At 42.0% G+C, this 13,808-nt stretch carries 12 protein-coding genes; 6 read left to right on the plus strand and 6 right to left on the minus strand.

Annotated elements, in window-relative coordinates; genetic code table 11:
* Positions 1-35: 35 nt before the first annotated feature.
* Positions 36-1,328 carry a peptidoglycan DD-endopeptidase ShyC gene (gene shyC, locus L4C54_RS13715; RefSeq protein ID WP_428808637.1) on the minus strand — a complete coding sequence of 431 codons (1,293 nt, stop codon included), beginning with the start codon at positions 1,326-1,328 and terminating at the stop codon, positions 36-38.
* A 129-nt stretch (positions 1,329-1,457) separates the two neighbouring features.
* On the opposite strand from shyC, the gene tyrS reads away from it, so the two are divergent.
* A complete protein-coding gene (gene tyrS / locus L4C54_RS13720) occupies positions 1,458-2,645 on the plus strand; it encodes a tyrosine--tRNA ligase (RefSeq protein WP_428808638.1) in 1,188 nt (395 codons plus the stop codon).
* An 82-nt stretch (positions 2,646-2,727) separates the two neighbouring features.
* On the opposite strand, the gene L4C54_RS13725 is transcribed toward tyrS, so the two are convergent.
* A complete protein-coding gene (locus L4C54_RS13725; protein WP_428808639.1) occupies positions 2,728-3,144 on the minus strand; it encodes a YbaN family protein in 417 nt (138 codons plus the stop codon).
* Between the two features lie 431 nt (positions 3,145-3,575).
* On the opposite strand from L4C54_RS13725, the gene L4C54_RS13730 reads away from it, so the two are divergent.
* Positions 3,576-4,421 (plus strand): magnesium transporter, encoded by an 846-nt coding sequence (locus L4C54_RS13730; RefSeq protein WP_428808640.1) that lies wholly within the window; start codon positions 3,576-3,578, stop codon positions 4,419-4,421.
* A 47-nt stretch (positions 4,422-4,468) separates the two neighbouring features.
* On the opposite strand, the gene dacB is transcribed toward L4C54_RS13730, so the two are convergent.
* The 3 genes from dacB to L4C54_RS13745 all read right to left on the minus strand — a co-directional run bounded on the left by dacB (position 4,469) and on the right by L4C54_RS13745 (position 8,640).
* A complete protein-coding gene (gene dacB / locus L4C54_RS13735; RefSeq protein ID WP_428808641.1) occupies positions 4,469-5,911 on the minus strand; it encodes a serine-type D-Ala-D-Ala carboxypeptidase in 1,443 nt (480 codons plus the stop codon).
* A gap of 124 nt (positions 5,912-6,035) precedes the next feature.
* Entirely contained in the window at positions 6,036-7,058 is a 1,023-nt protein-coding gene (locus L4C54_RS13740) for a porin (RefSeq protein ID WP_428808642.1), read from the minus strand.
* A gap of 529 nt (positions 7,059-7,587) precedes the next feature.
* Positions 7,588-8,640: a porin gene (locus L4C54_RS13745; protein WP_428808643.1), complete on the minus strand. Its 1,053-nt coding sequence runs from the start codon at positions 8,638-8,640 to the stop codon at positions 7,588-7,590.
* 555 nt (positions 8,641-9,195) lie between these two features.
* Between L4C54_RS13745 and greA the strand changes: the two genes are divergently transcribed.
* Positions 9,196-9,669 (plus strand): transcription elongation factor GreA, encoded by a 474-nt coding sequence (gene greA / locus L4C54_RS13750; protein ID WP_428801113.1) that lies wholly within the window; start codon positions 9,196-9,198, stop codon positions 9,667-9,669.
* Positions 9,670-9,766: 97 nt separating this feature from the next.
* Here the strand turns inward: greA and yhbY are convergent, their stop codons facing one another.
* Positions 9,767-10,063 carry a ribosome assembly RNA-binding protein YhbY gene (gene yhbY / locus L4C54_RS13755; RefSeq protein ID WP_428801112.1) on the minus strand — a complete coding sequence of 99 codons (297 nt, stop codon included), beginning with the start codon at positions 10,061-10,063 and terminating at the stop codon, positions 9,767-9,769.
* A 127-nt stretch (positions 10,064-10,190) separates the two neighbouring features.
* Between yhbY and rlmE the strand changes: the two genes are divergently transcribed.
* The 3 genes from rlmE to folP all read left to right on the plus strand — a co-directional run bounded on the left by rlmE (position 10,191) and on the right by folP (position 13,804).
* On the plus strand, positions 10,191-10,820 hold the full coding sequence (gene rlmE / locus L4C54_RS13760) for a 23S rRNA (uridine(2552)-2'-O)-methyltransferase RlmE (RefSeq protein ID WP_428801111.1): 630 nt from the start codon (positions 10,191-10,193) through the stop codon (positions 10,818-10,820).
* A gap of 108 nt (positions 10,821-10,928) precedes the next feature.
* Positions 10,929-12,902 (plus strand): ATP-dependent zinc metalloprotease FtsH, encoded by a 1,974-nt coding sequence (gene ftsH / locus L4C54_RS13765; protein WP_428808644.1) that lies wholly within the window; start codon positions 10,929-10,931, stop codon positions 12,900-12,902.
* Between the two features lie 71 nt (positions 12,903-12,973).
* The gene (gene folP, locus L4C54_RS13770) at positions 12,974-13,804 is read left to right on the plus strand and encodes a dihydropteroate synthase (protein WP_428808645.1); all 831 of its coding nucleotides are present in this window, start codon (positions 12,974-12,976) and stop codon (positions 13,802-13,804) included.
* The last annotated feature ends 4 nt before the right edge of the window (positions 13,805-13,808 follow it).

Raw genomic sequence — 13,808 nt, forward strand, 5'->3', positions numbered from 1 at the left:
CCGCACGGCTGAGTCGTTACTAATTAATACTGCGGCTAGTTATTGGCATACAAGAGCTCGCTGTAACGGTCTAGTCTCGCTAAACGAATTTCAGAATTGGCAATAAAGGTCGCTTTTGCTTTTCCTGTTAGAGACTTAGACTCTGGTAGCTTCACTGTTCGCGCATTCTTGTGTACGCCATTAACAAGGAATTCATAGTGTAAATGAGGACCAGTCACACGACCCGTACCACCAAGTGTACCGATGGTCTGTCCTTGTTTAACGCGTTCACCGGTTTTAACTCGTCGTTTGCTTAGGTGAAGGTACTTAGTGATATAAGTGCTGCTGTGGCGAATGAAGACGTAATTACCATTGAATTGGTTGTAACTCGATTTCTGTACAATACCATCACCCGCGGCCCAAATAGGCGTACCAACAGGTGCCGCGTAATCGGTCCCTCTGTGTGCACGAACCTTTCCTGTTACTGGGTGCCGACGAGTTGGGTTAAAGTTTGACGTCACACGACGAAAATCAACGGGGGAACGAAGGAAAGCTTTCTTCATTGCTCGACCATTCTCATCGTAGTAGTTACCTGTGTTGTCATCGAGAACAGCAGTGAAGGTATCCCCTTGGTTACTGAATATGGCGGCGATTATTTTACCTCGGCCAATGACTTCACCTTCAACGACCTGTTCTTGATAGAGCATCTTAAATTGGTCGCCACTGCGTATGTCGAGAGCAAAATCGATATCCCAGCCAAAAATCCCTGCTAGCTCCATAATTTGGTTTGCGGTTAAACCTGCATTGACGCCTGCATTCCAGAAGTTAGAGGTGATATCCGCTTCAGCGTAGTTGTATTGGTACTGAAGCTCTTTTTTATCAAAGGTTGAATCAAAACCATCTGCTGTTTTAGATATAACGAAAGTCTCGTAAGCACTCAGTTTCCGTTTCAGTTGAATCAACTCATTGTTTTCATTAAAACCAAATTGAAAAACATCACCGGGTTTAATTCGAGTCAGCTGATTTTTTATATCATCGTTGGTGGTGGTTAAGTTATATAGCAGACGAGAGGAAAGCCCTAACCGCTGAAACAAAATAGCGGCACTTTCTCCAGAACCAATCTTATGCTTTTCCCAACGTAAACCAGCCAAAGGTGAAATGGATGTACCCGGTGAAAGAGCTTCGGCATTAATGGTGAGTGGGTAATGACGACCTATTTCATAGGTGCTTTTTTCCTGTCGTAAATCTTTTGGATCAGGAAGAAAGAAGAGAGCAATAGTGATCACCGCACTAAAAAAGGCAATAAGTGCACGGTGAACCCATGGGAGACGATTAAAAATAGACAGCATTTTAGCGTTCGTTCTATAAAAGTTAATAAAATAGCTAGCCGTTTAGTCTAACTGGTTTCAAAACACATCGCTATTCGAGTAAGATGGCAAACTATAAAATTTTTGCCAAATCTGTGGGAGTGAACAAGAATGGCGAGTATCGAAGCTGCATTGGCAGAAATAAAACGTGGTGTTGACGAATTAATTCCAGAAGAAGAGTTAATTGCGAAGTTAAAAGAGAACCGTCCACTAAGAATTAAATTAGGTGCCGATCCAACGGCGCCAGATATCCACTTGGGCCACACAGTTATTTTAAATAAACTGCGAGCGTTCCAAGAGCTAGGCCATGACGTTACCTTTTTGATTGGTGACTTCACTGGCATGGTTGGCGACCCAACGGGTAAGAATACGACTCGCCCACCATTGACTCGCGAAGATGTACTTCGCAATGCAGAAACCTATAAAGAGCAAGTTTTCAAGATCCTAGATCCGGCGAAAACTAAAATTCAGTTTAACTCTGAATGGTTGTCTGAATTAGGTGCTGAAGGCATGATTCGTCTGGCTTCAAACCTAACGGTTGCACGTATGCTAGAGCGTGATGACTTTAAAAAGCGTTATGCTGGTGGTCAGCCAATTGCAATTCACGAGTTTATGTACCCGCTACTGCAAGGTTATGACTCTGTAGCCATGGAAACAGATGTTGAGCTTGGTGGTACTGATCAGAAGTTCAACCTTCTGATGGGTCGTGAACTGCAAAAAGGTCATGGTCAGAAACCACAAGTTGTATTGACGATGCCTCTTCTAGTTGGCCTTGATGGCGTGAAGAAGATGTCTAAGTCTGCACACAACTACATTGGTGTTAGCGATGCACCAAGCGATATGTTTGGTAAGATTATGTCTATCTCTGACGTATTGATGTGGAGCTACTATGAGCTGCTATCTTTCCGCCCATTAGAAGAGATCGAACAATTCAAAGCTGGCGTTGAAGCGGGTAAAAACCCTCGTGATGTGAAAGTGCTTCTAGCGAAAGAGATCATTGCGCGTTTCCACTCAGAAGCAGATGCAGATGCGGCCGAGCAAGAGTTCGTTAACCGTTTTGCTAAAAACCAAATTCCTGATGAGATGCCAGAGTTTACCTTTGAAGCCGGTCTACCTGTTGCAAACATCTTAAAAGAAGCAGGCCTTTGTGGTTCAACTTCTGACGCGATGCGTATGGTTAAGCAAGGCGCAGCTAAGATTGAAGGTGAGAAAGTAGCAGACGCGAAATTCACACCAGAAGCGGGTACTTACGTATTCCAAGTTGGTAAACGTAAATTTGCACGTATTACGATTGCTTAAAAACTGACGTACTTTAACGCTAAATTGTTTAAAACGAATTAGCTTAAGTTCGATGGTAGATATGTAATCACAAGAAAGCGCCTTAGGGCGCTTTTTTTATGCATGTTTTAAAGCGCAGGATAAACCATGTTTCAAATATAAGTAGAGCGGCAATGGCATATTGCCAATGAGTTCCGTAGGCAATGAAGTACAAAACGCTGCCCATAGAGAGCCAAATTAAAATTAGAGACTGTGTTTTCTCCAGAGGGGTTAAACCTTGGTTTTCTTTTAATCGCCGAGCGAGAGGTCCAAGACGTGGGTGATCGAGTAACCATTGTTGGAATTTTGGAGAGGCTGAGCCAAAACAGTAGAGTGCTAATAAAATAAATGGGACCGTTGGCAGAAGAGGAACGGTGATACCTATGGATCCAAGAATAACGCAAGTCCAACCAACACAGATATACCCTTTACGTTTTACATATTCTTTGGAAAGTGGACGGTTTTTTTTTCCATCACTCATTCATCACCTAGCTAGTTCTTTGTTGTTATATAAGAGTATTGGTTGAGTTGAATTGAATTGGCAAATTATTAACAAAAATAGTCGATATTTAGCTGATCTGATCTTTGAGATTTGATATTATGCGCGCGCTGCTATTACAGCAGTTCATTCGGAGATAACTATGAACAATACCGACCATCCTCCTAGTATGAAGGGAGAAAAGTAACCGCTTCGGTATTGTCGATCTTCGCGCCTGCCTTGCGGTAGGGCATGTTTCATATTCCCCTCTATTTTTCTCCATTTCCCTCTAGACACCATAAGCTTGCGACGAAATATTGTTGTAGGGTTTGTTATGAGTTTTAATTAATAACGATTCACAGAGTCACTATTCTTTAACCACTTAAAACACTTATGCGTGATGGTCGTTACCTTTGCCAATCGGGAGATTCGCCATGACGGTAATGAGCAATACTTACATTGAAAACACACCAAACTTTTCACAAGAAGAGATCGGTGCAGCACGCAACGCTTTTTTACAATATGACCAACAGAAGCAATTACATCTATTAACGGTAATGCCAATTGAAGAAGCGGTGGCGATCTTACATCACTGCTCTGTCGGTTATGTTCAGCAACTTATTAGTTTGCTAGAAGCGGAAGGGCACGACAAAAGAGCCAGACACTATGCGCACCAGCTTGGGATTATTCACTCTGAAGTGGAGACCGCCGAGGGCTACTTAACAACCAGTGTTCTTGAGCACGTAAAGCAGCGTATAGGTTGGATCATCGCACTTGCACTATTAGGCATCGTTTCAGGTCTTATTATTGCGCAGTATGAAGATACATTAAGTCAGCTGATTTTACTGGCTATTTATATGCCAGTGATTGCGGCAGCTGGTGGTAACACGGGAACACAAGCGGCGACTTTGGTTATACGTGCGTTAGCAACTGGTGAGCTGAAAAAGAGGCAGTGGTTAGCTGTTTTATGGAAGGAGAGCCGAGTAGCGGTTTGTCTTGCTTTGGCAATATCCATTGTGATGATTGGGCGAATTTTGCTATTTAGTGATTCCGTATCCACTGGCGGCTTTGATATTAATATCATAGCGTTAGCAATCGCCATCGCTCTGTTTATTCAGGTAACCATTTCAACCACGCTAGGCGGAATTTTACCTATTATTGCAAGAGCGGTGAAACTAGACCCAGCAGTACTTGTTAGCCCGGTTCTAGCTTCTATCGTTGATATTTCAGGGATATGGATCTATTTCACGGTAGTGAACTACTTCCTAGGCATCGGCTAAATAGCAGATGAGTAGGAAGCAGAAGCATCGTTATTGAGCAACGTTGGCTATTGAGTAGAAACAGTCTGACTAAATGAAACGATATCTTGATAAAAGAGCGTTTCGAAGTGAGTAATAGGAGCAATGACAGGTTTGTCGTTGCTCCTTTTTATTGGGTGGTAATCTGAGACGAACTGAACAAATAACGAGGTAGGTTGACCTTGTGAATCAAGCCCATACCCTGCCATGTTATAGCTACCGTATAGAGAACCACTTTTAGCAATCAATTGGCCTTTAATTGGCGCTTTACGCATACTTCTTCGATATTGCAGCGTGCCTGTCTCGCCTGAGGTTGGCATTACCGAAATCAGATTAAGATCTGATTCGTGATCCCAAATATAACGCAATACATCCGCCATATCTTGGCTGGTCATGCGGTTGTTTCTCGAAAGACCTGAACCATCGACAAGCTGTGCCTTTTCAAGATCAATTCCTGTCTTTGCTAAGATAATCTGTTTAATCGCTAACGTGCCGTTTTTAAAGCTTCCCGGCTGTAGGTAGAAGGTACTGCCAATGGTCTTTGTTAAGTTGTCGGCAATGAGATTATCTGATTTTTTGAGCATGGTATCGAGCAGTTCAGGGAGCTTTGGCGAGTTATGCCTGGCGATAAGCATTGCTGTTGAGCTATCAAATGAATATTTAGGTTGACCGACCTTAACCGAACCATGAAGATCAATACCAAGCTGATTTAACAGCGTGTAAACCATACGAGTGGTGTATTGCGCAGGGTTTTGCACAGCAAACTTAAGCGGAAGAGGTTTACTTCGCTCAACTAAGCAACCATTAAGCTGATACTGGTTGTTGTTCTCTGTCGTCAGTTCAAGGTCGCACTGGCTGCTCTCTTGCTCTAATTTACTGACCGTTTGAGCTTTGGTGGATACATGAATAGGGAATTGTTCAGGCACGTAGACACGAGTTTTCCCATTGTCTAACGTATAGATACTGGCTTGAACGCAGTTTTCATCCAGTGTAATAGCACTGGCTGGCGCACTGTAACATACACCTAAAATATCCCATGGCCAACCAACTGCGCGTTCGTAGCCAGTAAAGCTAGAGTCATCTAACCAGATATCGCCTTTAATATTTTTAATGCCTTGTTTCTTGGCAGTTGTAAGCAGATTTTTTAGATCTTGTGTGGTGATGGTTGGGTCACCGGTGAATTCAATCACAAGGTCATCACTGTGCTGAAACAGTGAGGTTTGATAGTGAAACTCATCGCCAAGCTCTAGCTTTGCAGCAAGTGCTGTGACGAGCTTTAAGGTACTCGCGGGTGGAAAAAACTGCTGAGTGTTTTCAGACAAAGAAGTTGCACGTGGGCTTTCTAGACTTTCAAGTACTAGGCTGTTTCGGCTGCCGTCAGGGAGTTTTGATACATGTGGGTAAGCAACACTGTTCGCAGAGAATAAAACAAACAAGACAAAAACAGGGCTAAATCGAAAAATAGAGTGCATGGTGTAAAACCTAAGCTAGCTTTAATGAGAAATTAACATGAAGAAACTGTGACTGATGAGTATAGCGAGATAAAAAAATGCCTGCTAGATGCAGGCATTGTTATTATTAATTTGTAGCAATAACTTAGAAGTCGTAACGTAGACCAAGAGCGAGTTCATCTTCAGAAGCTACTTTACCTACCTTGTCTGAATCAAGAAGGTTGAAGTTGTATGAAATGTAGCTGCGGAAGTTTGGCTTGAAGTAGTATGTTGCATCAACGGCTACGTTGTCAGCAGCATCTTCTTTAATACCAGAAGCCTTAGCTTCTAGATAGTTATAGCTAGTTGTAAAGACGGTTTTACCCATAGTGTAAGCGGCTGCAAATTCATAACCTGTCTTATCGGTTTTTGAGCCTGAATCTTTTTCTTGTCCATCAACGAATGTACCAGCGAAGTATAAATCGTTGATTGAATAAGAAGCTGCCAACATATACTGATCTTTAGATGCATTTGTACCAGTATTTTGGTCTGCATAGCCGCCACCTAATTTGATGCCAGTATCACCGATTGCGTAGATACCAGATAACGAGAAGCCGTCAGCTTTGTTATCGGAATAAAACTCACCATCAGGGTCTGAAACACCATTCTCATCGACAGTAAGACGATCAGAAAAACGGTAGCTAGCTTTTAATGCTAGATCTGAAAACTGACCATTGTAAGAAATCATGTTGTCAGAACGGTCAGCAACGGCAATTTTGTACGCTGCTGAGTTACCATGGTATGCCATGATATCAGTGAAGTCAGTAATTACACCAAGAGCACCGGCTGTTTTACCGTAAGCAACTTCACCAAAACTACCACCAATACCGCCATAGCCATAACGAGTGTTGAGGCTGTTGCTGTTATCAACACCACCTTGTTCGCTAGTTGTGAACTCGCCTTCCCAGAAACCAACACCGTATAGGTTTTCAGAGATTTCTGCTTTACCAAGGAAGTTTAAACGAATACGAGATTTGTCGTCAGCTTTGCCATCTTTCAAAGATAAGCGAGCTTCAGCACGGCCACCCATTGTTACTGAGTTACCGTCTTGGTTGTATAGCTCAGCCGCGTTTACTGTAGTTGTACCTGCTGCAGCTACCACCGCTAGAGCAATTAGAGTCTTTTTCATTTTATTAGTCCTATTTTATTGTCCATAAATAGTTATTATTTTGCGAGGTAAATAAAACCTTCACGCTAGTATCGTCGACCCTACATCAGCTTTAATCAAGTTTCATATGTAAGATTTATGTCAATAATGACATTGATAAGCATTTCAACTGCATAAGGTGTTATTACGTTTTACTCCTAAAGTTCCCTACAGCGTTAGTAAAATGATCTGAACGAATTAATCGCATTGTGTTTTATTACGATAAAATCACAGGTTAGCTATTGTTTATTAAGTGTTTTTTTATCGAGTTTTGGAGTGGTGGGGTTTATATGGTTTTTTATATATTTTAAGAATTTATATGTCATCAGAAACATATAAAGATATTTTATTCAGCGAAGGAATGGTGATGAGAATGACTATCAGTACTGCGATGTGTGTTCTTTGGTGGTCGTGGGAAAGTAACGAGTGAAACCAAAAGCTTAAGAGCTAAGGGTAAAAAAGCCCGCTATAAAAGCAGGCTTAAAGATGTTTTCATTCAAATAATGAAAAATTAGAAGTCGTAACGTAGACCTAGTGCTAGCTCGTCTTCAGCTGCTGCTTTACCAACTTTGTCTGAATCAAGTAGGTTAAAGTTGTAAGAGATGTAAGTACGTACGTTGTTAGCAAAGTAGTATGTTGCATCAATAGCAATATTGTCTGCAAGGTCTAGCTTATCACCGTCAATTTTGTCTTCTTGGAAGCTGTAAGTTGTAGTGAATGCCATGTTGTTTAACTTGTAAGCCGCAGCAAACTCGTAACCGGTAATGTCTATTTTTTCACCAGTTGATAGTTCTTTATCTTGGCCATCAACAAAGGCTGCACCGAAGTAGTAGCTGTCAGTGTTGTAAGATGCACCTAGAACAAATTGAGTGCTATCTGCAAAAATAGTTTCGCCATCTACTTTACGCTCGCCACTTTGATCAGCATAACCGCCACCGATAGTTACGCCAGTGTCTGCGATTGTGTAAACAGCAGATAATGAGTAACCGTCAGTGCTATCATTTGAGTAGAATTCACCATCGTTATCGATCGCGCCGCTTTCATCTGTATTTACGCGTTCAGCAAAACGGTAGCTTGCTTTAAGATCTAGATCAGCAAATGAACCTTTGTATGCGATCATGTGTGAGTCACGGTCAGCAACGTCTAATTTGTAAAGACCAGTAGCACCGTGGTAAGACATGATGTCAGTGAAGTCTGTGATTACGCCAAGAGCACCGTCAGTTTTACCGTATGCAACTTCACCGTATTGACCGCCGATAGCAGCGTATACGTAACGAGTTTCTGTACCGTCTGTAGTCAGTTCAGTTTCCCAGAAACCTTTACCGTATAGACCATCTGTGATCTCAGTTTTACCTAGGAAGTTTAAACGTGCACGGCTAGCGTCTGCAGCGTTACCATCTTTCATAGATAGACGAGCTTCAGCACGGCCACCGATCTCTAGAGATTGACCATTGCTGCTGTATACAGAAGAGCCTTCAACGTTGTCAGATTGAACTGTGTTTGCGTTTACGCCAGTAGCCACTGCAGCAGCTGATACAGCTAAAGCGATCAGAGTTTTGTTCATTTTGTTGTCCTATTTTATGTCCATAAATAGTGTTTATGAGTAAAGGCAAGCTGCCCTCACACTATATTGTGTTGGCCTGACTTCTCGCTTTAACTTTTCGTATATATGGATTAAGACGAAGTTGTTATTACTAAATGAAGCAAGAAGTCAGACGCAACTACGTTTTAACCGTTAAGTGATTGAAAACGTTAGTGATATAATGTGACCTTTAGAGACAAAAATGAGGTCGAAAATTGGTTTTTGTTTTAAGTGGTTGATATTGCGTTGTTTTTGGGTTTTAAAAGGCGCTGGCTGGTGAATCTTCTTGAGAGCGTGAGTTTATATGTATTGATAAGTTTTCTTTATTTCTGTTGGTTATTTAGCCTCACTAGGATTGTTTGGCTAGCGTAAAAATTGTGAGGATTTTCTTTTTTGGGATTTATCTCAGGGGAATTTTAATGATTTACCTGCCAAGTTTGTTTAAACTAAAAGAAATCAATGCACAAATTAACTACCTGGCCGTTTGGATCAGGTAGTTTTGTTTTGTCCAAAGTTCCCTTTGGCATAGAGGTATATATGGAAAAGGTTCCAATGACTGTACGTGGCGAAAAAAAGCTACGTGACGACTTAGAAAAATTACTTAAGCAGCGTCCTATTATTTCAGCTGCGATTGGTGAAGCTCGTGAGCTAGGCGATTTAAAAGAGAATGCTGAATATCATGCCGCTCGTGAAGAGCAGGGCATATGCGAAGCTCAAATTCGTGACATCGAATACAAGCTTTCTGTAGCTCAAATTATTGATGTGACGCAGATGGAAAATACTGGAAAAGTTATTTTCGGTACTACTGTTACATTGATCGACGTTGATACTGACGAAGAAGTTAAGTATCAAATCGTTTCTGAAGATGAAGCGAATATTAAATCTGGTCGTATCTCAGTGAAATCACCGATTGCACGTGGTCTGATTGGTAAGCTTGAAGGTGATGAGGTGATGATCTCGACTCCAGGCGGCGACAAAGACTTCGAAATTGATAAAGTAGAATATATTTAACTAGTAGAAAGGCTGGCTCTTGTCGGTTGAAATGTTAAAGATAAAAAAAAGGTCGCACATGCGACCTTTTTTCTCACTGCAGTAATCTAAAGTGTAATTACTTGCGTGGGATTTCGATTTTACGTTGCTCTGATGGACGAAACAGTACTAGTACTTTACCAATGGTTTGTACTTTCTCTGCTTTAGTCTCACGAATAATTGCATCAATAATCAGTTGCTTAGTATCACGATCTTCAGAAGCGACTTTAATTTTGATCAGTTCATGGTGATCAAGTGCAATTTCGATTTCTGCTAGAACAGCTTCAGTGAGTCCATTCGCGCCCATAAGCACGACAGGTTTTAGACTGTGCGCTAGGCCTTTAAGATGCTGCTTTTGTTTGTTGCTTAGGTTCATTTCGCGGCCAATTTATTTTCTATTAGGGTTGAAAAAAACCATTTTAACGCCATCTAATGCTGAAGACTATAATTTATTAGTCTTATGTATATAGCAATTGGGTTTTACCCACTAAATTAGGTATCTAATGAGTAAACAGAAACATTCGGCCAGCTCTGGTCGTTGGTTGAAGGAACACTTCGACGATAAGTATGCAAACGAAGCTAGAAAGAAAGGCTACCGTTCTCGTGCTTACTTTAAAATGGAAGAGATCCATCTTAAAGATAAGTTGTTCACACCTGGTATGACCGTCGTCGATTTAGGCGCAGCTCCTGGTGGGTGGTCTCAATATGCTGCTAAAATAGTAGGTGACAATGGGCAAATAATTGCTTGTGATTTATTGCCTATGGATCCAATTGCGGGCGTAAGCTTTTTACAGGGCGATTTTCGTGAAGAGTCAGTTCTAGAAGCATTGCTTGAAAGAATTCAACCGAATATGGTTGATGTTGTGATGTCAGATATGGCACCCAATATCGCTGGCAATAATTCAGTTGATCAACCTAGAGCAATGTATTTAGTAGAATTAGCGTTGGATATGTGTCGACAAGTTCTAGCCACAAATGGTAGCTTTGTTGTTAAAGTTTTCCAAGGCGAAGGCTTTGATCAATACGTGAAAGACGTTCGTGAAATGTTCAAAACCGTCAAAGTGAGAAAACCTGATTCTTCTAGAGCTCGTTCTCGTGAAGTATTCATTGTAGCCACTGGTTACAAAGGTTAACTATTTAGCCACTAAAGGCGAAAGTTAACACTATAGCTACAGGTTTCAAACTGTAGTACCCTACCTTTAATTACAATTAGTTATCGAGAGGCTTGCACCTTGAGTGACATGGCAAAAAATTTAATTCTGTGGCTAGTTATCGCTGTCGTATTGATGTCTGTGTTCCAGAGCTTTGGCCCTGGTGAAAGCAACAGTAGATCAGTAGATTACACCACGTTTGTACAGGAAGTTGGCCAAGGCCAGATTCAAGAAGCAACATTTAAAGGTCAAGAAATTGCCTTTACTCGTCGTGGAGGTGGCTCTCGTTTTGTCACATACATGCCGGTATATGATCAAAAGCTTCTAGATGACCTCATTAACCAAAACGTGAAAGTTCAAGGTACACCTCCAGAAGAGCAAAGCCTTCTAGGGACTATCTTTATTTCTTGGTTCCCTATGATCTTACTCATTGGTGTATGGATATTCTTCATGCGTCAAATGCAAGGCGGCGGTGGCAAAGGTGCTATGTCGTTTGGTAAGAGTAAAGCTCGTATGATGAGCGAAGAACAAATCAAAACAACGTTCGGCGATGTCGCAGGTTGTGATGAAGCTAAAGAAGATGTGAAAGAGCTGGTTGATTACCTTCGTGATCCAAGCCGATTCCAAAAACTAGGCGGTAAAATTCCAACAGGTATCTTGTTGGTTGGTCCTCCTGGTACGGGTAAAACACTTCTTGCTAAAGCTATCGCTGGCGAAGCTAAAGTTCCTTTCTTCACTATATCTGGTTCAGATTTTGTAGAAATGTTCGTTGGTGTTGGTGCATCACGTGTTCGTGACATGTTCGAACAAGCGAAGAAAGCAGCACCTTGTATTATCTTTATCGATGAAATCGATGCTGTAGGTCGTCAACGTGGCGCAGGTGTTGGTGGTGGTCACGATGAGCGTGAGCAAACACTAAACCAAATGCTGGTTGAGATGGATGGCTTTGAAGGTAATGAAGGTATCATCGTTATCGCTGCAACCAACCGTCCTGACGTATTGGATCCAGCACTGCTTCGTCCTGGTCGTTTTGACCGTCAAGTTGTGGTTGGTTTACCAGATGTCCGTGGTCGTGAGCAGATTCTTAAAGTTCACATGCGTAAAGTCCCTCTAAGTGGCGATGTTGAACCATCATTGATTGCTCGTGGTACGCCTGGTTTCTCTGGTGCTGACCTAGCTAACCTAGTTAACGAAGCAGCTCTATTCGCTGCACGTGGTAATAAACGTAGCGTGACTATGGTTGAGTTTGAATTAGCGAAAGATAAAATCATGATGGGTGCAGAGCGCCGTTCTATGGTTCTATCTGAAGAGACGAAAGAGTCAACGGCATACCACGAAGCGGGTCACGCTATTGTTGGTCGCTTGGTTCCTGAGCACGATCCGGTATACAAAGTGTCTATCATCCCACGTGGACGAGCACTTGGTGTCACTATGTACTTACCAGAGCAAGATCGTGTAAGTATGAACCGTCAGCATTTAGAATCTATGATTTCTAGTCTGTACGGTGGTCGTCTAGCTGAAGAGCTAATCTACGGTATGGATAAAGTATCTACTGGTGCATCAAACGATATCGAACGTGCAACTGATATTGCTCGTAAGATGGTGACACAGTGGGGCTTCTCTGAAAAACTTGGTCCTCTTCTGTATGCAGAAGATGAAGGCGAAGTGTTCTTAGGCCGTTCGGTAACGCAAACTAAGCATGTATCGAATGATACTGCGAAGCTTATCGATGACGAAGTTCGCGTGATTATCGATCGCAACTACGCACGCGCTAAGCAGATTCTAGAAGATAACATGGATCTAATGCACTCAATGAAAGACGCACTTGTTAAGTACGAAACCATTGATGCGGGACAGATTGATGATCTAATGGAGCGCAAATCAGAAATTCGTGAGCCAGCTGGTTGGGGTGATGATCAAGACAAGCCTCAAACGGATAGCGATAAAGAATCAGCTAAAAAAACGTCAGAAGATAAAGCAGAAGCAGCATCATCTGAAAGTAATAGCACTGAAGAGCCATCTGTAGAATCTGCAGAAAAAGCAGACAAAAAAGACGCAGAGTAACGACCGTCCTTTAATAAAACCCCGAGCTCTCTCGGGGTTTTTGTGTTTTAGGCTATCTAGATATTAGATCTATGAAAATTACAGCAAACAATAAGCAGTTAGATTTATCGACCCCACAAGTTATGGGCATTCTTAATGTCACACCAGACTCATTTTCAGATGGTGGCCAATTTTCTTCATTGGCGACAGCTCTTGAGCAAGCTGAGAAAATGATAGCAGCGGGTATCAGCATCATTGATATCGGTGGCGAATCAACGAGGCCGGGTGCGCCAGACGTCTCTCTAGAAGATGAGTTGAATCGAGTGATCCCGGTGATTAAAGCGATCCGTGATAAACATGATGTCTGGATATCCATCGATACTAGCAAAGCGAAAGTGATGGAAAAGGCGATTGAGGCCGGTGCCGATATCATCAATGACGTTCGAGCGCTGCAAGAGCCCGGTACATTAGAAGTCGCTGCAAAAGCACAAGTGCCGATCTGTCTCATGCACATGCAAGGTCAACCTCGGACGATGCAGCATAAACCGCACTACAAAGATATTATCGAAGATATCAGTCTGTTTCTCGCCGAGCGTGTTAAAGCGTGTAAATCCGTTGGAATTGATTCATCTCAGTTGATTCTTGATCCCGGTTTTGGCTTTGGCAAAACTTTAGAGCATAATTACCATCTGCTTGCGCATTTAGATAAGTTTCATCAATTAGGTATGCCAATATTAGCGGGTATGTCTCGTAAGTCGATGATATTTAAATTAATAGATAAAAAACCTTCAGAATGCATGGTGGCAAGTGTCACTTGTGCAACAATTGCTGCATTAAAAGGCGCACAAATCATACGAGTTCATGACGTGGATGAAACATTAGAAGCAATGAAAATCATTACCACGATGAACAGCAATATATAGTTCT

This window comes from Vibrio lamellibrachiae, assembly GCF_050337265.1.
GTDB lineage: Bacteria > Pseudomonadota > Gammaproteobacteria > Enterobacterales > Vibrionaceae > Vibrio > Vibrio kyushuensis.